The sequence below is a fragment of the Lentilactobacillus parakefiri genome, assembly GCF_002157585.1.
In the GTDB taxonomy this organism is placed as follows: domain Bacteria; phylum Bacillota; class Bacilli; order Lactobacillales; family Lactobacillaceae; genus Lentilactobacillus; species Lentilactobacillus parakefiri.
In genome coordinates, this window is sequence record NZ_BDGB01000105.1 from 1 (window position 1) to 24,657 (window position 24,657).

Annotated in this window: 26 protein-coding genes, 2 pseudogenes and 1 riboswitch; of the genes and pseudogenes, 16 read left to right on the forward strand and 12 right to left on the reverse strand. The window is 43.2% G+C overall.

The features are described from left to right. Positions 1–121: 121 nt before the first annotated feature. A complete protein-coding gene (locus tag LPKJCM_RS10815) occupies positions 122–799 on the reverse strand; it encodes an AbiH family protein (protein ID WP_057961334.1) in 678 nt (225 codons plus the stop codon). 232 nt (positions 800–1,031) lie between these two features. Here LPKJCM_RS10815 and LPKJCM_RS10820 point away from each other — a divergent pair, with 232 nt between their 5' ends. The 3 genes from LPKJCM_RS10820 (at position 1,032) to LPKJCM_RS10830 (ending at position 2,168) form a co-directional block, all read left to right on the forward strand. Further along, positions 1,032–1,640, forward strand: coding sequence for a helix-turn-helix transcriptional regulator (locus LPKJCM_RS10820; RefSeq protein ID WP_057961333.1), 609 nt, complete (start codon positions 1,032–1,034; stop codon positions 1,638–1,640). A 114-nt stretch (positions 1,641–1,754) separates the two neighbouring features. After that, the gene (rpsN, locus tag LPKJCM_RS10825; protein ID WP_057961332.1) at positions 1,755–2,024 is read left to right on the forward strand and encodes a 30S ribosomal protein S14; all 270 of its coding nucleotides are present in this window, start codon (positions 1,755–1,757) and stop codon (positions 2,022–2,024) included. A 27-nt stretch (positions 2,025–2,051) separates the two neighbouring features. After that, positions 2,052–2,168, forward strand: a complete 117-nt coding sequence (locus tag LPKJCM_RS10830; protein ID WP_087069643.1) for a putative metal homeostasis protein — start codon at positions 2,052–2,054, stop codon at positions 2,166–2,168. 66 nt (positions 2,169–2,234) lie between these two features. Here the strand turns inward: LPKJCM_RS10830 and LPKJCM_RS10835 are convergent, their stop codons facing one another. Next, positions 2,235–2,528: a hypothetical protein gene (locus tag LPKJCM_RS10835; RefSeq protein ID WP_057961331.1), complete on the reverse strand. Its 294-nt coding sequence runs from the start codon at positions 2,526–2,528 to the stop codon at positions 2,235–2,237. A 116-nt stretch (positions 2,529–2,644) separates the two neighbouring features. Here LPKJCM_RS10835 and LPKJCM_RS10840 point away from each other — a divergent pair, with 116 nt between their 5' ends. Next, positions 2,645–2,953 carry a rhodanese-like domain-containing protein gene (locus tag LPKJCM_RS10840; protein ID WP_057961330.1) on the forward strand — a complete coding sequence of 103 codons (309 nt, stop codon included), beginning with the start codon at positions 2,645–2,647 and terminating at the stop codon, positions 2,951–2,953. 109 nt (positions 2,954–3,062) lie between these two features. On the opposite strand, the gene LPKJCM_RS10845 is transcribed toward LPKJCM_RS10840, so the two are convergent. Together LPKJCM_RS10845 and LPKJCM_RS10850 are read right to left on the reverse strand one after the other, a co-directional pair. Then, complete coding sequence (locus LPKJCM_RS10845; protein ID WP_057961329.1) at positions 3,063–4,445, reverse strand: class II fumarate hydratase; 1,383 nt, start codon at positions 4,443–4,445, stop codon at positions 3,063–3,065. An 11-nt stretch (positions 4,446–4,456) separates the two neighbouring features. Continuing rightward, positions 4,457–6,076, reverse strand: coding sequence for a malolactic enzyme (locus LPKJCM_RS10850; protein WP_057961328.1), 1,620 nt, complete (start codon positions 6,074–6,076; stop codon positions 4,457–4,459). 127 nt (positions 6,077–6,203) lie between these two features. Here LPKJCM_RS10850 and LPKJCM_RS10855 point away from each other — a divergent pair, with 127 nt between their 5' ends. Beyond that, positions 6,204–7,085: a LysR family transcriptional regulator gene (locus LPKJCM_RS10855; protein WP_057961327.1), complete on the forward strand. Its 882-nt coding sequence runs from the start codon at positions 6,204–6,206 to the stop codon at positions 7,083–7,085. Between the two features lie 94 nt (positions 7,086–7,179). Here LPKJCM_RS10855 and LPKJCM_RS10860 read toward each other — a convergent pair whose 3' ends face one another. Together LPKJCM_RS10860 and nrdJ are read right to left on the reverse strand one after the other, a co-directional pair. Then, positions 7,180–7,716, reverse strand: a complete 537-nt coding sequence (locus tag LPKJCM_RS10860) for a cob(I)yrinic acid a,c-diamide adenosyltransferase (RefSeq protein ID WP_057961326.1) — start codon at positions 7,714–7,716, stop codon at positions 7,180–7,182. Between the two features lie 314 nt (positions 7,717–8,030). Continuing rightward, complete coding sequence (gene nrdJ / locus LPKJCM_RS10865; protein ID WP_057961325.1) at positions 8,031–10,280, reverse strand: ribonucleoside-triphosphate reductase, adenosylcobalamin-dependent; 2,250 nt, start codon at positions 10,278–10,280, stop codon at positions 8,031–8,033. 530 nt (positions 10,281–10,810) lie between these two features. On the opposite strand from nrdJ, the gene LPKJCM_RS10870 reads away from it, so the two are divergent. Beyond that, complete coding sequence (locus LPKJCM_RS10870; protein ID WP_014940772.1) at positions 10,811–11,365, forward strand: phosphoribosyltransferase family protein; 555 nt, start codon at positions 10,811–10,813, stop codon at positions 11,363–11,365. A gap of 91 nt (positions 11,366–11,456) precedes the next feature. Here the strand turns inward: LPKJCM_RS10870 and LPKJCM_RS10875 are convergent, their stop codons facing one another. The 3 genes from LPKJCM_RS10875 to LPKJCM_RS10885 all read right to left on the reverse strand — a co-directional run bounded on the left by LPKJCM_RS10875 (position 11,457) and on the right by LPKJCM_RS10885 (position 12,839). Further along, on the reverse strand, positions 11,457–11,921 hold the full coding sequence (locus LPKJCM_RS10875; RefSeq protein WP_057961324.1) for a helix-turn-helix transcriptional regulator: 465 nt from the start codon (positions 11,919–11,921) through the stop codon (positions 11,457–11,459). A 181-nt stretch (positions 11,922–12,102) separates the two neighbouring features. Next, complete coding sequence (locus tag LPKJCM_RS10880; RefSeq protein WP_057961323.1) at positions 12,103–12,465, reverse strand: hypothetical protein; 363 nt, start codon at positions 12,463–12,465, stop codon at positions 12,103–12,105. Then, positions 12,462–12,839: a hypothetical protein gene (locus tag LPKJCM_RS10885; protein ID WP_057961322.1), complete on the reverse strand. Its 378-nt coding sequence runs from the start codon at positions 12,837–12,839 to the stop codon at positions 12,462–12,464. The genes LPKJCM_RS10880 and LPKJCM_RS10885 overlap by 4 nt, the downstream gene beginning before the upstream one ends. Positions 12,840–12,960: 121 nt before the next feature. Further along, a riboswitch (TPP riboswitch) is annotated at positions 12,961–13,059 on the forward strand. Positions 13,060–13,119: 60 nt separating this feature from the next. Between LPKJCM_RS10885 and tenA the strand changes: the two are divergent. The 10 genes and pseudogenes from tenA (at position 13,120) to dsdA (ending at position 21,780) form a co-directional block, all read left to right on the forward strand. Continuing rightward, positions 13,120–13,818: pseudogene (gene tenA / locus LPKJCM_RS10890) on the forward strand (thiaminase II). Positions 13,819–13,968: 150 nt separating this feature from the next. After that, a complete protein-coding gene (locus LPKJCM_RS10895; RefSeq protein WP_057961321.1) occupies positions 13,969–14,865 on the forward strand; it encodes an ABC transporter ATP-binding protein in 897 nt (298 codons plus the stop codon). Then, positions 14,858–16,081 carry an ABC transporter permease gene (locus LPKJCM_RS10900; protein WP_057961320.1) on the forward strand — a complete coding sequence of 408 codons (1,224 nt, stop codon included), beginning with the start codon at positions 14,858–14,860 and terminating at the stop codon, positions 16,079–16,081. Before LPKJCM_RS10895 ends, LPKJCM_RS10900 begins: the two co-directional genes overlap by 8 nt. Positions 16,082–16,301: 220 nt before the next feature. Then, a complete protein-coding gene (locus LPKJCM_RS10905; RefSeq protein WP_057961319.1) occupies positions 16,302–17,168 on the forward strand; it encodes a hypothetical protein in 867 nt (288 codons plus the stop codon). A 32-nt stretch (positions 17,169–17,200) separates the two neighbouring features. Next, the gene (locus LPKJCM_RS10910) at positions 17,201–17,725 is read left to right on the forward strand and encodes a hypothetical protein (RefSeq protein ID WP_057961318.1); all 525 of its coding nucleotides are present in this window, start codon (positions 17,201–17,203) and stop codon (positions 17,723–17,725) included. A gap of 20 nt (positions 17,726–17,745) precedes the next feature. Next, the gene (locus LPKJCM_RS10915; RefSeq protein ID WP_057961317.1) at positions 17,746–18,528 is read left to right on the forward strand and encodes a DUF6612 family protein; all 783 of its coding nucleotides are present in this window, start codon (positions 17,746–17,748) and stop codon (positions 18,526–18,528) included. Between the two features lie 228 nt (positions 18,529–18,756). After that, on the forward strand, positions 18,757–19,209 hold the full coding sequence (tnpA, locus tag LPKJCM_RS10920; protein WP_057961316.1) for an IS200/IS605 family transposase: 453 nt from the start codon (positions 18,757–18,759) through the stop codon (positions 19,207–19,209). Next, a complete protein-coding gene (locus LPKJCM_RS13790) occupies positions 19,190–19,492 on the forward strand; it encodes a helix-turn-helix domain-containing protein (RefSeq protein WP_240034639.1) in 303 nt (100 codons plus the stop codon). The genes tnpA and LPKJCM_RS13790 overlap by 20 nt, the downstream gene beginning before the upstream one ends. Next, entirely contained in the window at positions 19,422–20,330 is a 909-nt protein-coding gene (locus tag LPKJCM_RS10925; RefSeq protein ID WP_240034638.1) for an RNA-guided endonuclease TnpB family protein, read from the forward strand. Before LPKJCM_RS13790 ends, LPKJCM_RS10925 begins: the two co-directional genes overlap by 71 nt. Before the next feature lie 154 nt (positions 20,331–20,484). Further along, positions 20,485–21,780, forward strand: a complete 1,296-nt coding sequence (gene dsdA / locus LPKJCM_RS10930; protein WP_057961315.1) for a D-serine ammonia-lyase — start codon at positions 20,485–20,487, stop codon at positions 21,778–21,780. A gap of 63 nt (positions 21,781–21,843) precedes the next feature. On the opposite strand, the pseudogene LPKJCM_RS10935 reads toward dsdA, so the two are convergent. From LPKJCM_RS10935 to LPKJCM_RS10945, 3 genes and pseudogenes are all read right to left on the reverse strand, one after another. Next, positions 21,844–23,010: pseudogene (locus LPKJCM_RS10935) on the reverse strand (MFS transporter). Positions 23,011–23,242: 232 nt separating this feature from the next. Beyond that, on the reverse strand, positions 23,243–23,431 hold the full coding sequence (locus tag LPKJCM_RS10940; protein ID WP_057961314.1) for a hypothetical protein: 189 nt from the start codon (positions 23,429–23,431) through the stop codon (positions 23,243–23,245). A gap of 29 nt (positions 23,432–23,460) precedes the next feature. Then, complete coding sequence (locus tag LPKJCM_RS10945) at positions 23,461–24,594, reverse strand: vitamin B12 independent methionine synthase (RefSeq protein WP_057961313.1); 1,134 nt, start codon at positions 24,592–24,594, stop codon at positions 23,461–23,463. Between the last annotated feature and the right edge of the window lie 63 nt (positions 24,595–24,657).

A 24,657-nucleotide genomic window follows, 5' to 3' on the forward strand; every position in this document is an offset into this window, starting at 1 on the left:
GATATTCAACTGGCTCAAGATACCTTAAACAACCGGCTGCGGCGGTCATTGAACTATCGCTGTCCAGCTGATCTAATGCCTGAACTAGCTTAGCAACTAGACCACTTCTAAGAATAGATTCTTAGTGTTGCACTTGATTTGACAATTGAGGAATATTATATTTTTTATTATCGGTTAATTTATTTAAAAGCCTAATGGAATTTTTTTTATACGAATTAGTAGATTCACTTTTTTTTACTGCTTCTTCCAAATAACACTTAAAATTTCCCTCGAACTTTTTTAATTCGGTGAATAAAAAATTTTCAGAAGTTAAATACTCAACAAACTTCTTATTATTTTGAGACGCAAAAAGATAAAACTTGTTTAAAAGGGAATGTAGTTGTGGATAAATGTATGGAAATCCAGTGTAATTAGTAGAAAAATTAGAAATTGCATTCTCAACATCATTCCAATTTTTGGATTTTTTATGGTAATCCAAAAATACTAAATCCCAAAAACTTATTGTCAAATTTTCAAAATTTACAGAATTTTTCCCCTTTAAATCATCAAAAAATTTTAAACCTTGTTCCACTGAAGTTGTTGAAGGTGAAGTCTTCAAAACTTCTTCGATATCTTCATTTAACTCATCGTCTTCAATTGAAATGTTTTTTTTATCAAAGCGTATTTTTTTAATACTGGCTAAGAAATTAATATAGTCTTTTATGTTTGATTGTAAACCACACTCTAAGTCAAAGCCATTGCCAATTATTAATAACTTTTCCGGATTGTCCTCATTATTAGAAAATTTATTTTGATTCAAAACTTATCCTCCTTATTCATATACACCTATATTTTACACCTTTAATATAGTAGAAAAAATTAAATAAATTTTGTTATTTAACGGTCAAATAACGGTCACTTGCTTTACAAATGCTTATATATCAACACATTGGTTACCTAAATAATGCCCGGAAACGGCATGCTTAGATTCTTTGCTAGGTTTCACTTTGGTTTCCGTTATACACTAGTCTCAACAGAAAGGAGGATGGCTGATGCGATTTGGTAATCGATTGAAGGTTGAACGAATCAAGCAGGATTTAACGCAACAACAAGTTGCCGCCAAAATGAACGTTTCCCGGCAGACAATTTCAAGTTGGGAAACAGAAAATAGTTATCCTGATATTGATAGCTTGATTAGACTGAGTGATCTTTTCCAAGTGTCATTGGACGTCCTCTTGAAGGAGGATATTGGGATGAAGGAATATTTGAAGAAGAAGGAAGCTTTACGGTGGATTCGGCCGATTAAGCAGGTGACGTTGGTGATTGACATCCTATTTATTGTCAGTATTTTGTTCATTCGACACGGTGGGCTTGCAGGGATATTCTTATTTTTGATTGCCATGCTGAATTTAGTTGTCATGGTTCGTGTTAAGCGTTTTGAAGATAAACTAAATGGGCGTCCGACTGTCTTAAGGTGGCCTGATTATCGTAAAGTGTTTTATTCATCAGCTGTTTTTTTGACCGTGTTGGTGTTGTGCAATTGGGGCTTTCATCTACATCTTGGGGGTAAGATTTCTGCAGTGACTGTGGGCCTTTGGTTGGGTACTGTTATTCTTGAACTCACCTACTGGGTTCGGCAGCGAGGCCAGCATGCTGAATAAATAATTCTTGACAGCGGGGATTTTTCTTGACATAATAGTAATCGCTACTATTGAGTGTACACAAAATAACCTAAAACCCACATTCTAAAAAATACACTTGTTTGGAGGAACAATATGGCTAAGAAGTCTAAGATTGAAAAGAATAAACGTCAAGAAGCTTTAATTGCAAAGTATGCCAATATTCGTCGTGAATTGAAGAAAGAACACAACTATGAAGCATTGGCCAAGTTACCAAAGGATTCGAATCCGAACCGACTGCGAAATCGTGACGAGTTGGACGGTCGTCCTCGTGGATACATGCGTAAGTTCGGCATGTCGCGCTTGAATTTCCGGAAGTATGCCCACCTTGGCCAGATTCCGGGTGTTCATAAGGCTAGCTGGTAATAGAATTTATTTAAAGAGGTGCTCAGTATGGAAAAACAAGATTTGGCGAGTGCACATCGCCGACTAAAGAGCCCAAGTATCAAGATCCGTAAGCGGGCTTTGAAGATTATTCATGATGCGAAAGTAAATAAGGCTCATCGTTAAAACAAACCCCATTGTCATCTTCTGACAGTGGGGTTTTATTATTAGATAACCAATGTTTCTGAATCGTTATTTAAAATAATCTTGCTTTGCCACTAGCTTGTTCAGCCAGATAAAAAAACCAACGATTAGAAAGACTGGGAGCCAGGCTAATATTAACACCAGTAGTAATGAGCCAAGAAAGCCCATCAGGCCATTTGCGAAAAATATCTTGAGTAGGTCAAAAAAGTTGCTTTCATGGTGCAGCAACAAGTCAAATGGGGTTGAAATGATGCCGATGATGATGGCAAAAATCAGCCATGCATTTGCGGCATGGATTGCTTTTTGGATAATGGATCCCTCACTCTCTGTTGGGTTTACCATACAAGATTTTGGGACTTTTCACAACCCGAAACTTTATTGAATAAGAAGCTGGGTTTCACTTTTGACAGAGTTCTTTTATACTCGAATTATCATCTATTTTAAAGGAGTGTTCTTTATTGCTATTTTCAAAAATCAAGTCAATCACCCCAACCCAGCTGAAGCAGTTGCTACCAACGAAGCCAACAGTTCTTGATGTTCGTGAAATTGATGAGTATCAAGCAGGTCACATTCCATCCGCTCAAAATGTACCCTTATCGGGATTACCTGACAATATCACACAAGTCTTCACCCCGCAGCCGTGGTATTTGATTTGTCGATCTGGTCGAAGAAGTCTGAAAGCGGCGCGAATTTTGCGCAAGCGTGGTTATCAGGTGATTAATGTTAGTGGTGGAATGCTGTCTTGGAACGGGGTGGTGACTCGTTAGCCAGCAGCAGATTTTTGGCAGGTCGTCTGGAAATCTCTGCAAGACTAGAGGTATCATTAGAATTCTTAAAAAGAAACAACTGGGTTGCGTAATCGCAATCCAGTTTTTATTATGATCGGTTATTATTGGTCATATCAATCGGCTTCATCCATTTATCAAAATCCCCAGCGGTCACATACCCAAGGGCTAGGGCGGCGACTTTCAGCTTTGTTCCGTCCTGATGGGCTTTTTGAGCAATCTCGGCGGCTTTATGGTAGCCAATATGCGGAGATAGCGCAGTCACGGTCATGAGGGAGTTATCGACTAACTGCTTCATTCGGTCTTGGTTGACGGTGATGCCAGCAACCATTTTATCGGTAAAGTTCCTCATAACACCGGTTAATAAGTCGACCGACTCTAAGAAACTGAAGATAATCACTGGCTTATAAACGTTCATCTCGAAGTTCCCTTGACTCGCGGCGACTTCAATTGTCGTATCATTGCCCATTACCCGAGTTGCTGCCATGGTCATGGCTTCTGCTTGAGTGGGGTTGACTTTCCCCGGCATAATTGATGAACCGGGTTCGTTGGCGGGGATACTTAACTCACCGTATCCGGCCCGCGGTCCGCTGGCAAGGAAACGGATATCGTTAGCAATCTTCAATAGATCAGCGGCCAAGGTTCTCACGGCGCCATGGGTGGCTGTGATTCCTGAATGATTTGCGAGGCCGTAGAATTGGTTTTGGGTTGAAAACGTCAAGCCATATGCGGAACTGAGTTCGATCACCATTGCCGAAGCGAAGTCTTTTGTGGTGTTCAGACCAGTTCCAACGGCGGTACCGCCAATTGGGACCTCCAGCAAAGTCTGGCTGATTTCCTCAATGAAATGAAGGTCATGAGTTAAAGAACTAACCCAGCCGCTGATTTCCTGGCCAAAGGTGATTGGCGTGGCATCTTGAAGATGGGTGCGACCGATCTTCACAACGTTCCAATACTGCTGTTGCTTTTCGGTTAAGACTGCAATCAAGTGGTCAATCTGTTCTTTTAGTTTTTGAATTGCTAAGCTCGCAGCGATATTCATAGCCGTTGGAAAAGTATCGTTTGAACTCTGGGAGTGATTGACGTCATCGTTGGGCAAAATTGTCACATTTGGGTTAAGCTGACGGCAGAGGTTTGCGATTACTTCGTTAACGTTCATATTGGTTTGCGTTCCGGATCCCGTTTGGTAAACGTGGAGTGGAAAGTCGGCCATGAGTTTGGCATCGTCGAGTGATAACAATTGATGGCAGGCTTGGTCAATCAAGCCGGCCTTTTGAGTGGGTAACGTGTGTTGAGTATGGTTCACAACCGCTGCCGCCCGTTTGATGCTAATAAGTGCACGAATGACCGCAACCGGCATTAATGGGCCAGTTGGAAAGTTGTGTCTACTTCGTTCAGTTTGTGGTCCCCATAATGCGTCTTTGGGTACCTTGACTTGACCAAGGGTGTCTTCTTCAATCCGATATTCAGTCATCATTGCCTCCGTTAATACGCTGGTTGCCACTGTGTCTTTTGAATTGCTTCTTGTACTGATTTAATAGGTTTTTGATTAAGTTTCTGGTCGACGGCACTTTGGGCCACCGCTGCTGCAACGTTATCAGAGAATTGGTTAAGCTTAGTCACAGGCGGAAGAACTGCTGCTCCTGCCTGTTCAGGGTCAACAATTCCCCCGAGAGAATGAGCCGCCGCAGAAATCATGGCATCGTTTAAGACAGAAGCTGAACTGGCAATTGCACCAAGCCCGAGCCCGGGATAAATGAGGGCATTATTTGCCTGGCCGATCTGGTAGGTAATTCCGTGATATTGCACATCGTTAGAAGGAACCCCAGTCGCGATCAATCCCTTACCAGCGGTCCACTTGATCAAATCAGCGGCACCGGCTTCCATCAATTTTGTTGGATTGGAAATGGGAAAGATAATTGGCCGTTCGGTATTTGCAGCCATTTCCTTAATGACTGCTTCGGTAAAGGTTCCCGGTTGGGTTGAGGTTCCCACCAGGGTTGTCGGATGAACGGCCTTAACAACCGAAAGAAGATCGGTTAGGCTATCAGGATTTGCAAACTCATTTCGCAAACGGGCAAATGGTTTCTGTTCTGGTGTTAAATCAGGGGTATCGGTAAACAGCAGTCCCTGCTTATCAACCATGTAGAAGTGCTGTTTGGCATCTTCGGGAGATAACCCTTCCGCTATCATCTCATTATAAACCCGCATGGTAATCCCTGCACCAGCAGATCCAGCACCAAAACACAGGTAAGTCTGGTCGGTTAATTTTTGCTTGGAAATATTAAGGGCTCCAAGCACGCCAGCTAAGACAATGATTCCGGTTCCCTGAATATCATCATTAAAGACTAACTGGCTGTCCTTATACCGGTTCAAAATATTGGCGGCGTTGGAGCGGCCAAAGTCTTCAAAATGCAGGTAAACATCTGGGAATAGCTTTTCGACGGCCGACACGAATTGATCAATGAACTGATCATATCGTTTGCCGCGAACCCGATGTTGCTTAAGACCCAGATACAGCGGGTTGTTAAGCAAAGATTCATTATTGGTTCCGGCATCAATGACAACCGGGAGAACCTGACTTGGGTCGATACCGGCGGCTGCCGTGTAAACCATCAGTTTACCGACAGTGATGTCAACGCCTTGAGTTCCCCAGTCGCCAATTCCCAGAACTCCTTCACCGTCAGTCACGCAAAGGAGGCGAATGTCTCTGTCACCGGCAGCATTTCTAAGACTATCCTCAATCGAATTGGGATTGTCAATGGCAAGAAAGGCCGCGTTTTGGGGTTGAACAAACAGTTCACTGTAATGCTCCACGGTCGTCGCAATGGTTGGGTCATAGACAATGGGCATGAATTCGGCAACGTGTTGGGAAAATACCTTAAAAAATAAGACACGGTTCTCGTTAAAAATGCTCATCAAGAAAGTCCGTTTCCCCAAAGCCGACGATTTTGACTGATATTGTTGATAGACCTGTTCTGCTTGTTCAGCCAATGTTTGAACCGCTGGCGGCAGGATGCCAACTAAGCTGAGCTGTTCGCGTTCCTGCTCCGTAAACGCTGTGCCTTTATTCTTAAATGGGTCATTTAAAATGGATTGTGTCATTTGGTTGCCTCTTCTTCATATATTTCCCTTACAATAGTCTTCTAAACTTTGTATAGTCAATGTTTATGAGGACCATTATCGTTTATAATAGTAGCAACTATTCTTCTTAGCATTAGGGGACTTACATATGAACATCAATGATTTGAAATATTACGTTTTATTATCAACCGAAAAGAATTTCTCCAAAGTTGCCCAACGCTATTCGGTCAGTCAGCCAACAATTTCAGCGGCCGTTAAGCGACTTGAAACTGCTTTTGGCAGTCAGCTATTAGTCCGAGGGAATCCTCACCAGGCAATTACACTCACGACTGCGGGCAGACAATTGTTGGTCCACGCCCGAGAAATTCTCTATCATTATCAATTGGCGTTCCGTGAGATTGAAAATAGTCAACGGCAGCACTTAGTGGTTGGGATGCCGCCGATCATTGAAACTAACTATTTTCCGGCAGTTGCCAAGCAATTATCACCCGATGATTTAAATCATATTGAGACGGTTGAAGAAGGTTCGTTATCGGCATTGCGAGACCTCAAGAGCGGCCAATTAGACGCCTCCTTCTTGGGATACGTTGATGAAGTGGTGGATTCGGAACTGGTAGTGGATGAATTTGACCAGCAGCCGTTTTCTGTTATTGTTGCACGAGATAGCCCCTTTGCCGGTCGGACTGCGATTTCTTTTCGGCAGTTGAAGAATGAACCGTTTATTTTATTTAATAACAACTTTGTTCATGACCGGGTTTTTCACACACTCGCGCAGCAAAGTCACATTCGGCCGCAAGTCATTTTTAGATCCAGCGAAGCCCAAAGTATTGTTAATCTGGTTGCCAGTGGAATTGGCGTTAGTCTGTTGACTCAGGCAGTCAAGATTGATAATCCCGACGTGGTTGCCCTGAGATTGACCGATAGTCCACAGCCAGTATTTAAGATTGGACTCGCCTACCGCAAATCGACCATCTTTGGCAAAGACCAACGACAGGTTTTAATCCGCATGAAACGGTCTCTTGGATTGTGAGAGGCTGAACGGGGCGGGCCGAAGACTTTTGCAAATTAAAAAGGTGAACCGAAAACCAATCTGACAGCTGGTTTGCGATTCACCTTTTTGGTAACTAATATTTACTCTTAATTTCGTCGTAGCCTTCTAAATAATTGGCATAACGCGCGAGGGCGAACAAGTAATCCGATAAACGGTTTAGGTACTCAAAGATTTCGTCATTGAGTGGTTGCTGCTTATCGTTTAATTCAATCACCATTCTTTCGGCTCTTCTTGCTAAAGCGCGGGCGTATTGGAGCGACGCACCTGCTTGATTGCCACCAGGGAGAATAAAGGCTTTGATCGCAGGTAACTTGGCCATGATTTCGTCAATCTCTGCTTCCAGCTTTTTGGTGTCATCAAAAGTAATGTTGTGATGGCGCTTAACAGTGATATCTGTTTGTAGCTCGTATAGGTTTCGCTGCACCGTTTGGATGGAAGAGGCCAGTGAGGCACTCTTAGGGGATAGAACCGAGATAACATAACCTAGCCATGAGTCCAGTTCATCCAGTGCGCCTAATGCCTCAATTTGCAGGTCGTACTTAGGCACCATTTTTCCGGTTACTTGTTTGGTCTTGCCGTGGTCACCGACTTTAGTGTAGATCTTTAACATTGTAATACCTCCATGAAATATGTAATGAAAGAGGCCAGGGCAAATTAATTTGCCCTGGCCTCTCCGTGGGAATGATCTTTTTAGGGCTTGGCCGATCGGTGGGGGACCGCGGCCAAGGTTGAACGCATTTGTTAGTAGTTGCGCTTATGTTGCCGAAACGTGCTCGTAAGCAACTGACACTACTTAGACTATGGTTGAAATGTGTTCCGCAAGCCAGCTTTCTCCGCTTAATCCGATACACATCTTCAATGCGGAAACCGCATTAAAGATGCGTATCAAATTAATGCTCGAAAGCTAACCGGCTTGCTCACAGGCTACTTCACTGGGCAAGCTCCGCCAGCACAGTCAGTTTGGTCAACCAACTCGACACCCTTCTTATCATGGTTGTCGTTTTGCTTTGCGAAGACCGTTGCAACATCGCCGTGAATTTCCATGACTTTGGCTTCATAAGTCTTCTCGTCAATGGGTTCCTTAGGTGCTTGCTTAAATTCATTACCAACGTATGGCAGCAATGAAGTTGACTTAGTGGTAAAGCGGTATTGTCTCATCAATGGGGCAATCTGGTTGCCTTCATCCGGTTGGAAAGTAACGGTACAACTAACCGCGTTGTCTGACCAGTAAGTCTGCAAAAAGGCCTGAGTTGCAAATTGTTCCGCAATCGAAACGTTTCCGGCTGAAGCGAAGTTGTCACTGTCAGCGTGTGAGGCGCGGATTGGAAATTCAGCAACCATGGTGCTCTTGGTGTAAACATCTGGTTCAACGTGATAGCCACAAGCTTTCAAAGCTGGCAGTAATGGATCGGAATCTTGGAAACGAATCCGTTGGATCAAGTATCCAGCATAGTGGAAGTGCATGCCTTCAGAAACGCCGGCTAATTTGGCAACGGTTCCTGATGGCTTAACCGTGGTGTGCTTGATTGAAGGTTTGCATCCCAGCGTATCTGAGTAATCTTTATCAGCACGGACAACGGCTTTGCACAAGCCATCAACTTCTTTGACAACCCGTGGGTCATAGATTGGTTTCTTGATGGCTTCACCTGTTTCAGGATCAGTAGCGTCTTCATAGCCGGTTACTACCCGGTTACCAAATTTAGCTAAAATCCAATCCTGGATGCCTGACATAGAAATTCCGATCCGACGGTTATTTTCAATGACGTTCCGTGAAACTTCCCAGTCGTAACTGCTGAACGTAACCCGCTTTGAGAAACGTGTCCCCAAAGTAAATGATTCGTCGAGGTCCCAACCTTGTTGGCTGGCAACGTAAGGGAAGACTTCAAATAGGTTACATGGTTCACCATTAGCCAGTGAAATCTCACCACATGGGTTGGTTCCTTCAACGTTGGCATCGATATCTTTTTGCAGACCATCAATCTTACGGCCATAATTTTTAGAAAGTTCCAAGTTGACGATTCCAGGTTCACCATTGTGTTGGATGGAATCAGCAACTGGGCCGTAGTTATCGAATTTTGAGTCAACGGCCACACTGTTGTTAGATGCCCAACGGTGATGATATAGCTTGTCTTTGTCCTGTTTCATGGTAATAAAGTCTTCATCGTCAGCAGAGCCCAAAGCCAATTCCGCAGAACGACGGACATTGCCGGCAACCACTGTTTTACCGATCAAATTACCAATATCAGTCGCATCAACCGATGACAAATGACGGCCGGCGCGTGAATTGAGTAAATCATTAATATCAAATAACATTTCGATCAGTGGCATTGGACCTGAAGCAGTTCCGCCAAAGCCTTTAATCTTAGCACCCTTTTCACGGATATCACTCATATCGAGAACTAAGTTGGTCTTGCCATCGATATTGGTTCCATTAAAGTGCATATCGATCAGGTGAGCATTAGCAACAACCCAGCCTTCACGGGTATCTGGTAGACGATAGTAGCGAACATCTTTGATTGAATGATTCTTCAACCACTCATCCTTATCAGTAGCGCCCATATCAAGGGAATCCTTGTATGACTTGCTGTTCTTGTCGATGATCACTTTCAAGTCAATCTTCTTATCAACTAAAGGAATCTTGTGGATATTGTCCTTAGTGACGGAAAAGCCAACACCGCCGCCCTTCATCAATTGGTCAAACATGAAGGAGTAGGGCATTGAAACGGCTGGGGTGTCTGGTTGAAGATACTCTGGCAAAATATGGCTGTGACCATATAATTGTGGTCGAATAGCGATGAACCAACAGTTGTTTAAGGCATCACCATTACGATCCTGGTAGCTGGTACCAGAGATCCAGAGGTTTCGGCCTGATGGCGTAGCTGATAGACCATAGATTAACTTGTAGAGTTTCTTAGCTTCGTTAGTTAAGTCCTCAACCACTTGTGGGTCAACGTTGTCCTCGTGAAGTCTTGGATCGAGGTTGATGTTTCCTTCAACCACCCGCTTAACGGTTTCGTCCCAGTTCTCAGTACGGCCCTTTTCAGGCAGCCAACGAGCATAGGTCCGCTTGTAGGTAACCCAGCCTAATTCTCCCCAGTGGGGTGTTACTTCTTCTTTAACTTGTTTTATAAATTCATCAGATAGTGCAACTGATGAAAGTTTCATAGCTTGCATAATGATTCCTCCCATATGTACATTATATTCTCATTTCGTTTGAATTGCTCGAACTGATACTATATATAGTATATCTATCCGATTTCAGAATCAATATATTGTGTATCAGGCGAATTTGCTTGTACCCTGCATAATCGCGTGGAGTCGCGGATTTCTCGAATTTAAAAAAATTTGAATCACACTAAGGGTGGTTTGGGTGGTGACAAATAGTTGGATTGATTCCCACAATATTTACCTAGATATAGGGGCATTTTATAGATAAGTTTACAAATAGACCACATAATGTGTTCTCATTGGTGACGGATTGTCAGTTAAAAGTAACGTTCTGATATTTTTGCCGTAAAATTCGTGTCTGAATCGTTTTGTGTGGATAAAAAGTGTTAAATAGCGTATTATCATATACATAGGCGAACAAAAACTATATAAATGCAATTTATGTTAACCAATGTGACTATAATTATCAGGATTTCTCACGAAATTTGGTCGTTTATAATGCTTTCTTTCTATCTTATATAATCTGGAGGGTCAAGATGCAGAAGGAATATGAACTAACAATTGGAAAACTGAAGCGGACACTACCGATTATCCCGATCACAGATACCGCGGCAATCGCCTCCTTTGTCTTGTTGGGGGATGCTGAGTTGACTCGTTATGCTGCCCAGGAGTTGGCGAAGCGGATTAACATTCCCTTTGATTATCTGGTGACGCTGGAAAGCAAAGGGATTCCCTTGGCTCAGGAATTGAGTATGATCACTCATCATCCGCGCTATTTTGTTTTGCGGAAAAGTGTCAAGGCGTACATGCGGAACCCGATTGCGATTGGCATGCGATCGATCACCACGGATTATCATCAACAGCTAGTCTTGGATGGATGTGACGCAGAACAACTGCGTGGCAAACGGGTGATCATTGTGGATGACGTAATTAGCACAGGGGGCTCGTTGGCGTCCGCAGAGCATTTATTGAAGAAAGTTGGCGCCAATGTGGTTCAACGGTGTTCAATTTTGGCCGAAGGGCGGGCAACCAGTCGTGATGACTGTGTCTTTTTGAACACCTTGCCAATGTTTGCGGTGAAGAATGCGTAGATTCAGTCTATTAGTAGGGTTGTTAAATACAAAGAAGAGGTCACAAATCTCCGCGGAGACTGTGGCCCTTTCTGTTTGTTGAAGAGGCGTATTAATTGGTTTGCCTTTCAATCAATTGCTTCTTACGAATGCGAAAGTAAATTGCCGAGACAACGTTAAATGCCATGGCGATCAACAAGATTACCTGGACACCCAGCCCGACTCGGAAGTTTGCGGGAAGCATTGTTGGTACAAATTCGTTCAGTGACAAGAAAATAAACAACACTGTACTGCACATGATTGGCCCAAAGAATTGGAACATCCTGTTTTGAGACAAATCAGCAACTAACGCCTTATCTTTCATATCGTTCACAATACCAGATCCTTTCACCAATAAGTCATCTAGAGAAAGGTGATACAACTGAGACAAATTGATTAGACTTTCAATATCAGGAAATGTTTTGCCGGTTTCCCAATTTGAGATGGTTTTAGGAGACACATAGATCTTTTCGGCCAACGCCTCCTGGGTTAAGTTGAAAGCTAATCGTTTTTGTTTCAGCAAATTACTTAATGTCATCTTTCTCGACTCCTACACTATGATTTTGGTGGTTCCTTCTCCACCCAATGTATGACGACTCGGGATGATAGTCACTAGAAAGGAGCTTCTGGTTTCCAATTGGGAGGTTTCTAGTTTGCGAACTGTGTCTATCTGGGCTGTAGTCGCTCTCAAAATTTACTATCTTATCAAGGGTCTGAAATTACTGAAGGTCCTTATACTTGGCGAACCCATCCACAAAGAAGTTTGAAATGGCAATCCACGAGATAAAGAGGGCAATGTTCCCTATTAGTTGGAGTTTCAGGAGTAAGAATAGAAAGCCAATTGTTGAGAATGTGATGATGATCATCGAAATCGCGCTGCGCTGATAATTATGGTAATTAAATTCGGGATGACGAGGGTAGACTTTCCAACCAGCATAGGTATACCATGCAAGCCAGACTGCAACGACGACAAAAATCAGCCCGATGGGATCAATGTGTAATGCGGTCATACCGGTGTAGATGATCAATGTGAGGAATATTGGTGTGTTGGTGAATAGCGCGTATTTCCAGTTAAATGTCATTTTGCAGTTCCCCTGTATGATTTGAATCCGCTAATGATGGAATAAAATATGGCAAATACCAATATATAGCCTTCTGGACTTTGCGGATAAAGATTGAGCAAGACCAGAGCAACCATTATGACAACCCAAAGTGCAAAGACAATATTTGCCACGGGATTGAATTCCAAATTTTGGACATCCAGCTCAGGATGCTTCTTGAAGAAAGGTTTGGCATATCGATAGTGAACGAAAATATATAAGACCGAAAAGATACCGAATGCGACAAACAAAGCGATGACATCATTTACGATGTATAAATGAATCAAAAAATAAATGATTATCAAAGGAACGTATGGGGAAAAACTGATCAGTGCGACCTTCCAATTGAATTTCATGAAATAACTCTCCTTGCGATAATATTCCCCCACCCTCAGAAAAATTGTTGCTTTCAGCCTATCATATCAGGAGAAAATCGTAAAATCTCCCTCAAAATATGGTAAACTTTGGTTATTCAAATAAGATCACTAGGGGTGCCTTGTGCTGAGATGGCGATTCGCCAATCCCTTTGAACCTGATTTGGTTAATACCAACGTAGGGAAGTGGAATAATGAGTTCGAAAAGTGCCAAGTCTGGTCGCGTTCTGTTTGAAAATTTTTCTTTAAGGAGCACTGACTCATGAAATTTTCTGAAGAATTAGTCGCAGCTGGACAGCCAATTTTACACGAGATTTATCAACATCCTTTTGTCGAAGGAATCGGCAATGGTGATTTACCGAAAGAAGCACTGACCTTTTATGTTGGTCAGGATTATAACTATCTGAACGCGTTCATTAAGGTGTATGCAGACGCCATTCAGAAATCGCAAACCAGAGCTGACATGGCCATTTTTGCCAAGCAAATTGACTTCATCTTGAATAGCGAAATTCACCCCCACCACAACTTCTGTAACGTTGCCGGAGTGAAATATGAAACTCTGCAGCATGAACCTCAAGCCCCAGGCACCTACCTATATAATGAGCACATGTATCGGGCTGCGCGAACCGGTGATTTGATTGACATCGTTGCAGCCATGACGCCGTGCCCGTGGACTTACCTGGAAATCGCAAACCGGTTTGTGAAGTAGGGCAAGAACGGCAACGACAATGTTTTCAAGCCATGGATCGATTTTTACGCAGATATGGGCGACGATGATGACAGTATTCTGCCGCAGATGTTTGCCTTAATTGACCGGGAAGCGGAGCACTACGACCAGCATCATTTAGACGTCGTTAAAGAAGAATTTTTGAAGAGCTGCGAACTGGAATGGGAATTCTGGGATCAAGCTTACCATCAACGCAGCTGGCACTTTGTTAAACCGATGAAACAATATCGATAATTGAAACGATTACGAGCAGACTCGCAGGATTTGCGAGCCTGCTTTTATTATGTACAAATTCGTTGACATTTGCGGTTTCCAATCAAATTAGTCGGTAGATTATGGTATGATAAGGCCAAAAGTTACGGAATAAAAATCGGAGGGCCTCACATGCTTACGATCAATCATCTCCACAAACAATTTGGTAATCTAACTGCACTGGACGACGTCAGCTTTGACGTCCCCGATAATCAGATTACCGGGTTAATCGGCCAAAATGGCTCTGGTAAATCAACCACCTTTCACAGCATCCTGAACTTTCTCAGGTACGATGGTCAAATCCATTGGAATGGTCAGCCAATTAAGGAGGCTGATTTTGATGCGATTGGCTATCTTCCCGAAGAACGAAGCTTGATGCCAAAGCTGACCATTGAGCAGCAAATCGTTTATTTGGCGCGACTGAAGGGCAAATCTGCTAAAGAAATCCGCCCCCAAATCGATGACTGGCTGAAGAAGTTTGCGGTTAAGGGTAAGAAGAATGATAAGATCAAGGATCTATCAAAGGGAAACCAGCAAAAAGTTCAGTTGATCGTTACTTTGATTCATCACCCCAAGCTGATTATCTTGGACGAGCCCTTTAGCGGCCTGGATCCAGTGAATGCTGATTTGCTGAAAAAGGCAATTTTGGAGGCCCGTGATCAAGGGGCAGCGATTATCTTTTCCAGTCACGATATGGCAAATGTTGAGGCGGTTTGCGATCGACTGGTCATGCTGCGAACTGGTGAAGTTGTTTTAAACGGCACCATCAGTGAAGTGCGCGATCAGTTCGGGAAATCAGAAATTTATGTGATCACTGACTGGACTGAAGAACATCTGGCGCAACTCCCACACGTCGTTAAAGTTCAGAATATTCGAGGACGACGGTTTCTATTACGGTTGGATGACCCCAGCCAAGGTCCTGAAGTGTTTGAGCAACTCACCGATGGCAATTATATTGAAGAGTTTAGTCAGCAGCCGCCAACGCTTGATGAAATTTTCAGAATGAAAGCGGGGATCTCTCATGAATAAAACCTTAATTGTTTCAATGGAAACCTATCTCCGCCAAGTCAAATCCTGGAGCTTCATTGTTTTGGTACTGTCCCCATTCATTTTGTTGGCGATTTCATTGGGGATCGGCTATACCAGCGCCACTTCCAGCTCTGATCAGCAGCGAATTGCCGTCATTTCTGATCAGCCAGCACTCCGAAAGCAATTTATCAAAGCCAATCGGGATGATGTGAAATCCAGCGTCACCACCGAGACTGCTGCACGGAAAAGTGTCAGCAAGAATAATCTGTCCGGCTATCTGGTCTTATCGGCCGACAAGCAAAAAGTCACTGGCGTCTATCACTCCGGCGATTCCTTGGGCAGCGGGATGAGAACCAAGATCAACGTCTTCCTTGCCCAGACTCAACAACAGCTTAACTTAGCCAATGCAAAGCTGAGTACCAAACAAGCGACTGCACTGGCAGTTCAACCAGCCTTCAAGCAAAAAATTCAAACCAAGCACGGTGGTGCCAACTTAGCGAAAACCATTTCATTTTGGGTGTTGGTATTCATGATCTATATGATTTTGATCACCTATTCTTCAGTCACTGCACAAGAGATTGCTTCTGAGAAAGGGACCAAAGTGATGGAGATTATTTTCTCCAGCACGAAAGCCTCTAAATACTTTGTGGGAAAAATTCTCGGGGTCTTTGGCGTCATCTTAACCCAAATTGTCGTCTACATTGTTGGTGGCTATGGCTTTTTCGAGATTGCTATGCACTTGGACAACATTAAGCAGCTCATTTCTGATAATCAGACACTGGTCAATGATGTGATTAAAAATATGCTGGGGATCAACTTGCTGTTTGTGTTCTTAGGCGTGATTATTTACACGATTATCTCGGCTTTCAGCGGTGCATTAGTTGCCAAAGCAGAAGACGCGCCCAAGGCCGCCCAACCTGCTATCTACCTGAGCATGATTGCATTCTTCTTGACGATGCCGTTTCAGAGTAATTCAGATGCCGTTATTTCAAAAATCCTGTCGTATGTGCCATTCTTCTCGCCGTATTTCATGCCGATGAGAATTATCAATGATAATGCCAGTGGTGTGGAAGTCAGCATTTCTTTAGCCATTCTGGTGATCAGCATTGGGCTGTTGACTTGGTACATTGGTCAGATTTATGAGGGCCTCATCCTGCAAACCGATGATACGAGTTTTTGGAAACGCCTGCGGAGAGGATTGTCCTATCAAAAGTAATTGTTCCTCTTCTGGAGATTACTTACCTGAATAGTGAGCCCATGGTGTTGTATAAGGGGGTTCTCCAAACATCCGAACACAGGATTTTGGCGAATCCCTTTAGCATTCGGAAAATAATTAAATATCACCCCACCGTCTTTGCGTATATCTTCACTAGAGGGCATATTTCAATCCGTTTTTCTGATATAATTAGTTGGCTAGTACATAGGAGGAAAACATCATGAAGAAGTTATTATTGCTTGCGTTGGTGACGTTTGGCGTCTTCACTGCCACGGGCTTTCCAGTTTCAGCAAATTCAATCTCGTCAACGACAAATACAACCACAGCGGCTGCCAATCCTGGATACATCTGGACAAGGGTTTTAAGCCGGAGTACCACAGTAGCCTATCACGCCAAGTCTCAGAGTGCGGTTTATTTGTGGAACACAACCCACACAAAACGGCTCCATAACCTTAAAAATTATCCGAATACAACTTGGTATGTTAAGAATAGTGTTGTGATGCAACATGGCAGCCAGCGGCATGTGTATTATGAAGTTTATAACTATGGTAATGGCGCTGACGGCTTTATTTGGCGGAATTATCTAACTAAGGGCATTAATCCGTCCCAACATGCTTCTGCGGCAAAGGGGCTCATTAAGCTTTCACCCCAGCGTTCACTGCAATTCTTCGAAGATAATCTGACTACTTTGGCAAGCTTACCGCAAAGTCAATTTCAACAGTTGGTCATGGACCAAGTAGCTGCTAAATTGACCCAAGGTGTTGCTGATACCAAACTAGACACGATGGCTAAGTTACTTGCGACTGAGGATATTAGTACCAGAGATGCTGCAGCCAAAGCGGGTGTTGCTAATCCCAAATCAACTAGTTTTACCGTTAAACAGGTCGATCCAAAGACCATGACCGGCTATTATTCTTATTGGTCCAAATACCGGACAACCAATGCCTTGAAATACTACGCAGCAGTGGTTGCCAGTCACGTCACTGGTTTGACTGCTAATTCTGTTAACGGCCATTATGGTGTCTTCATTGTTCCTGATGCGACAGCCAAGACGTGGAAACCGCAACTCACGATTGTGACGGATTAAGTTATTAGTGAAGCGATTAAGGAGGTGGTTCTTTGCTAGAAAACTTGAGGCTGCGTCGTTCGACGTACTTAATCTTCATCGCCTGGGGGGCCACCGCCTTCTTTTTGGCATCCGTTATTTTTAAATTCCAGCCATTAACGGTCAACGTTTCTATCAATGACGGCCGCTTGTTTCAGGTCTTACTGCGTGGAATCTTATTGTTGGCGGCTTATGTGATTGTCACAATTCTTCCCACCAGGATTGCCATTGTGATCCCCAGTTTCTTTTATTTTGATCTGCTTGGATCCTATCTTTGGCAGTTCTTGATGGTTGCCTTGAACGGCAATTGGCGCGGAATTGCCATGGAACTGTTATTTGTTATTTCTTACATCGTCTTGATATATTGCACAACAATGACTGCCTTCCAGATTATCGATTTGGTTCAGAAGAACCGGTCGGTTTACTATTTTTCAAAATGGTTTAAATCTACCAAAAGGGTGCTGGCCGCCCATTGGTTATCATTATTGGTGGTAGTTGGCGTCTATGTGGTCCTGTGGTCCATGTTCGATTTGATTTAAACGTTAATAAGGAGTGTCTGATGAAAAAATTAATGATTGCGGCAACGGCTATCATGGGTATCATGTTGGCAGGCTGTTCACCTAAACAATCTGCTAATCAACCCTCTGATACGATGACCGTCGTTAACCATGCTCAAAAAGCCGCTCACCGGGTTAAGAGTGGTAATCTTGTTCAGATTAATAAAAATACGCAAAATAATAAAACATCTACCGGCAAATTTTCTGCCAAGTTCCACCTTAAGCCAATGATCGTCCAGGCCAAGCTAAATAATACGGCTGGATTAGTTAAAAACTATGATTACTTCATTGACGGTAGAACGGTCTATATTCATGCTGATAATAGCTGGTCCAAACAACGGCTGCCTAAGAAGAGTCCACTCATTAAGAGCGTTCGTCGACAGGTTTCCGGTAGTGCTAGCGCAAAAGCCATGCAGTACTTGAAGAAGCATCTCAAGCTCCAGAAGAACAAAACAACCGATGTCCTTTCATACAATGGACACGGTAAGTTAGGTTCGATGGTTGCCAAGAAGCTGATTTTGGCTGAAGCCAATTACACTGAGAGCACTAAAAATGTTTTGAAGAAGGTCACAATTACCAAGTTTACCTACAAATACACCCTGGACAAGAAGACTTATCTGCCAACCAATACGGACATTTATATGCAATACCAGGACAAATCATCGAAAAAGTCGATTACCGAGGAGGTCACCAGTACCTACTCCAATGTTAATCAAGTGAAGAAGTTTAAGGTGCCAGCTTCAATCAAGCATAATGCACCAAGTACCAACCAGGTGAACGAATAAGCTGTCATGGGGATGTTATTGCCTAGCTTGACGGAAAGTAACATCCGCCTGCAAGCATGATTAAAGCTTGGTAAAGGTTATAGCCCCAGCATTACGTTTTCTTGCGTTCGGACTACAATATTTTTGATGTTGAGCAAGGAAACATGTTCTTTCAAGGACGTGATGAATTGCTCATTTCTTTTCTAATAGTTACACATGGTTTGATATAAATGCGATATAATTAAAGATATGAAAGATACTAACAGACTTACGTATGGTCGAACATCAGTCTACAATCTTAATTACCATATCATCTGGGGAACCAAATATCGCAACCAAGTATTGAAAGGAAATGTTGAGAGAGAATTAAAGCAATCACTTGAAAAAATTGCTTTAAAATACGGGTTTAGTATTCCCCACATGGAAATCGGTAAAGATGACCACGTTCACTTATTAGTTAGCGCGCCCCCTAAGTTATCCGTGACAAATATTGTTAGGTGGCTTAAAGGAATTAGTGCCAAAGAGCTATTTGAAAAATGCCCAGAACTTCAGCAGAGTTATTGGAAGAAGCAAAAGCGGCATCTGTGGTCTCCTAGTTACTATGTGGAAAGTATTGGCGCTACTAATGAACAAGCGGTTAAGAAGTATATTGATGAACAAAGAACAAAAGAGGTGAATTTAGATGACCCTCAAAGCAGTTAAAGCAAGAATATATCCCGATCAAGAACAGAAACAAAAGATTATTGATAACTTTGGCTATTGCCGATATGTTTGGAATCAACTTTTAGACGTGCAACAACAACGGTGTGAGAATGGTGGAAACTATGTGAATGAGTTCGGCATGAACTACTTGATTAAGTCTTTGAAGCAAGAACACCCTTTTCTTAAACAAGCTGAATCAACATCTCTACTCCATGTATCAAGAGACTTGCATCACGCTTACCAAAAGCTGTTCAAGGAGCATAAAGGACGCCCCCAAATTTAAATCACGTAAGTTTCCTAAGCAAAGCTATCAATCTAATTCAGTCAATGGAAATATCAAGCAAGTGGACAACTCCCATTTGAAACTACCAAAGATTGGCTTTGTCCGTTTTAAATCAGGTAAAAAAGTAACTGGAAAGATTAAGAACGTCACTATCCGCTTATCTTCAACTGGTAAATATTATGCAATTGTCTTAGTAGATGCAGATATTAAAGAACTACCTAAGGCTAACAATTCTGTTGGCCTTGATATAGGTGTAGCAGACCTGATGATTACCAGTGATGGGGTTAAACACCCTACTATTCGCTTTGATCAGATTTTAGCTAAGAAAAAACATTACTGGGAAAAACGCTTGGCCAGACGTCGGTTGCAAGCTCAAAAAGAAATTGCTTGGGATAAGCACAACAAAGCGTTAGTGCCAAGAGAGCTTTCTGATTTTAAAAACTACCAGAAAGCTAGATTGATGGTTGCCAAATACTCTGAGAAGATAGCTAACCAGCGCAATAATTATCTCCATCTACTAACTAAGCAATTGGTGAAACAATATGATGTGATTAAGATTGAAGATTTGAAAACCAAAAATCTCATGAAAAATCATCAATTAGCTAGAGCCATTGCAAATCAGTCTTGGAGGGAGCTTCGTTCTCAGCTTCAATATAAATGCGATTGGTATGGAAAACAGCTAGTCATTGTTAATCCAAGAAAAACTTCTCAAATCTGCTCCAGTTGTGGATATGACGATGGTAAGCACACTCTGGAGATTCGGCAGTGGACTTGTCCTAATTGTGGGATTAACCACGACAGAGACATCAACGCCGCTAAGAATATTTTAAATGCTTAGAAACGCATGACTAAACTGGGCTGGGACAGTCCTTAGTAAATAGCCATAACCTCTATCTATCATTCAAAGAATGATAGACAAGTATGTGGTGTTCCTAGAAGCTCGTTACTTTAGTGACGAGTAGTTCACAAATTATTCTTAGGGGATCATAGAGATGAACAATACACAATCACTGGAAGTTAAATATCCGCAAGTTAAAGACTTGATGAATGGAACACCAATTTTTTGGAAAAACCCAGATTATGGCCAGTCAGCCACACTGCCATTTTCCAAGGCTGATATCTTTGACGCCGTTGCCCGCTGGGATCGTTTTGCGCCCTATATTGAAGCCGCCTTTCCAGAAACTGCACAAATGCACGCTGTGATTGAATCGCCATTGATCGAGTTGACTAAAATGAGGTCAGCTTGGAATGAGAAACATGATACAGCACTGGTTGGGGGCCTTTATTTAAAGGCTGATAGTGAATTACCCATATCCGGATCAATTAAATCTCGCGGTGGGATCTATGAAGTGTTAAAATTTGCCGAACACATCGCCATGACTCAAGGCGAGCTTGAAGAAACCGATGATTATGCCATATTAAGGTCGCCTGAGTATAAGCACTTATTTGCTCAATACGGGGTGATGGTTGCCTCCACAGGAAATTTGGCATTGAGCGTGGGCATTGCTGCTTCGACGTTTGGCTTCAAGACGACCGTTTATATGTCAAGGGATGCCAAAGCCTGGAAAAAGGCCAAACTCCGAGCCAACGGGGTTAACGTGGTTGAGTTGGATACTGATTTTTCCTCAGTTATTCCACAAGCCCGAAAGGCAGCTGCCGAAGATCCGCGTATTCATTTCATCGATGATGAGGGATCAGCTGACTTATTCATTGGCTATGCGGTTGCGGCCGTCCGCTTGCAGCAGCAGTTCAATAAGCAAGGGATCAAAGTCGACCATGACCACCCTGTGATTGTCTATCTGCCAGCGGGTGTTGGCGGCAGTCCCAGCGGCGTCACCTTTGGACTGAAGACAATTATCGGGCCGTACATTCACGCCATCTTCTGCGAGCCAACCCATGTCCCATCAGTAACTTTGGGGATGATGACCAAGCTTAATAATGCGATTTCAGTTTTTGATATTGGCTTGGACGGCAAGACTGCCGCTGACGGCTTGGCGGTTGGCCGGCCATCGCGCATTGCGGGTAAGCTGATGCGCACACTGTTATTTGGCAGTATGACTTTCGAAGATCCGACCATTTACAAATATGAAGCCCAGTTGATGGATACCGAGAATATCACGGTTGAACCATCAGCTGCGGCTGGCTTCACCGCAATTGAACGAGCGATTACTGAAGTGCCGGCATTCAACACGGCCAATGCGACCCACATTGTCTGGGCGACGGGTGGCAGTATGATGCCGGAAAGTGAACGACGGGTTGATCATAATAAGGGTGAAGCATTGCTGTAAGCAAATAAAAAGGTTGGTTTTAAAATCCCATCTGCGGGACTTTGAAACCAACCTTTTTTAGTTTTAAAACTTAAGCTGCGTTTTGCTTACCAGCAGTAATATCAGCATTAAGCAGCCGACAACGCCAAAGCCAAACGAAAATGTTTGAATCTGTACCAGCCAGCCCACCAATGGGAACAAAAAGATCATTGAACTAGAGAATAGGACGCTGGCAACACTCAGTAGCGTTGCCCGTTGTTGTGAAGCAATCATTTCATTGTAGTAACTGCTGAAGATCGGTTCAATTAGCGATGCCAGCAGTTGGGAAAACAAAAATAGAACAATTAAGGTTGGAATCCAGTTCAGCCAGGTCAACAGCAACAAGCCCACCAGGGTTGCACTCAATCCACTGACTAACGTTGGCTTCGTAAACCGTTTCTGAATTCACGGAGTCAATTTGATGCCGACAATGTTCATGCCGGAAGAAACCACCATCAACAGAGAAATCATGAATCCTGAAAAATGGTTGGTTTCCATTAAGGACTGAAAATAGAAGTAGTAGCTGGTACAAATGCCATCAAAAATTGCTTGGAAGATCATCAAACCACGCAATTGCCGATCGTTCTTCAACGTTCGATAAGCCATGATGATAATTGATTTGACGGTTTGTTTTGGCTGATCAATTGATTTGGGGACGGCCGGTTCCTTCATTAATAGAACGGTTACCAGGCCGAAGACGCCAACCAGGATCGCAGCAACATAAGTTAATTCGAAATGCCAGTGGACCAAAAATCCGGCAATGACGACGACAGCCGTCTGCGCGAATTCAATCACAACGTTGAGATTGCTGATAACGTTGGGAAATCGTTTGGTCTGCATGGGTGTCACCAACGAATCATACATCAGCGCATCAATGGTGCCGGATTGAAGATTGTACGATAGTGCACTCAGCACGAAGCTTAGGGCAAATAGCCAGAAACTGTGGGCTGCCAGCATGAGGATGGCTGAAACAATCGAGGCAATTCGGCCCCAGAAGAGTGAGAACCGGTACGAAAAGCGGTCGGCCAGCACACCGGACGGCACTTCAAAAATAAAGCTGGCAACGTGGAAGATGCTTTCGCACAGGCCGATTTCCACCAGACTCAGACCCTGCATCTGCAGGTAAATCACCCAAAGTGAGGTGATACCGAAGAAAGAGAAAAAAGTGTACGCGTAGCCTTTAAAAATAGTACTTGGATATTTAATTGTCATTAGATGCACTCCAGTTAATATCAGCACAGCCAAACGGTTTATTTGGAACCCGTCCGTTCGGATATGTGCCAGGTGTCATTTATCACTGAAGTGCATTAATCTCTACGATGCTGTGCTGCAGGCTGATCCAAGCGAGCATCTTCATCATCCCTTACATAATTATGAGAAATCTTTTAATGAATGTGTACCCGTTTTTAGTCCCCAAAGCAACCTATTAAAAAGCCTCAATCCATTAACACTGCTTAAAATCTAGTAGGCCGCTCATTCCCAGAACAATGCCAATAAAGGTGAAAAATGTTCCGGTTCGAAAGCTAAACAACGCGTCAATGGTTAAGCCACCAATCAAACCGATTATTAGGCCCAGCCAGTGGGTCTTTTGACGATCAGTTGTTTGCGGATATTTCTGCGTACTTTTATCCATTAGAATGCCTCTTTTCAATTGGCTGACAGTTAGTCGTCGTTCCAAACTTCTCGGGCAATGTCTTGAACCAGTTTGAGCTTGGTCCACTGTTGCTGCTCGGTGAGCTTGTTACCCTCTTCGGTTGAAGCAAAGCCACATTGAGTAGATAGTGTCAAGTTTTCTAGGGGTACTTTGCCGCTGGCCTGATCGATGCGGTTGATAATGGCATCCTTATCTTCTAACTCAGGCGATTTTGACGTGATGAGAACAAGGACGATTCGTTTATTTTTATCACCATTCCAAATCTTACCAAGGGGTGAGAAATCACCAGCTCGTTGACTGTCATATTCCAAGAACAAGCCATCGTAATTAAGTTGACCAAGGTAGTCAGCGATGTCATCATAGCCACCCGAAAATAAGAAGGTTGATTTGAAATTGCCACGGCAGATATGGGTGGTCACGGTTAGGTCCTCTGGCAAATTAGCCAGCAATTGGTTAATGACTTTCACGGAATCCTCGGCTAACTTGACATATTTGGCATGTGCAGCGGAATCGTCGACGGTTTCATTTAATTTGCTGATTAAAAAGGCCCAAGTGGTGTCGTCAAGTTGAATGTAGCGGGCACCAAGTTCATAGAAGTGTAAAATCGTTTCGTGGTAAGCCTTGGCGACGTCAGCCAAATACTCATCCCAAGTATCGTAAAATTTTGGCCAGTTATCACTACGATTGTCACGGAAGAGCATTGTCGGCGACGGAATGGTTTGCTTGGGGGTCACACCATCAGGGGTAATTGATTGGAGAAACTGGAAGCTGTCAAAGAAGGGATGATCAGGGTTAAAGGCGACTTTGCCGGCCAATTCGGCGTTATCAGTTCGCGTCTTACTGCCGTGGAACTTGTAACTCTTGTGATAATCGTATTTTTCCACGCCGGTTAATCCCCAGAGAAAATCAAGGTGCCACCAGCTGCGGTTAAATTCGCCATCAGTGATGTCTTTTAGACCAAGTTCAACTTGTTTATCAACAATCTTCTTGGTTTCCGCGTGTTGGACTTCCTGCAGGTCGTCAGCACTAATTTGGCCGGCGTGATACTTCGCATGAGCATCCTTTAGTGCCTGCGTTCTTAATAAACTGCCGACAACGTCGTACCGATATGGAAATTGAGTTGTAACTGCTGTATTTGTCATTTAAAAATCCTCCTGTCATTGTAAAAGCTTTACTTACGAAAAAAAGCACTCGTCCCCTGACTG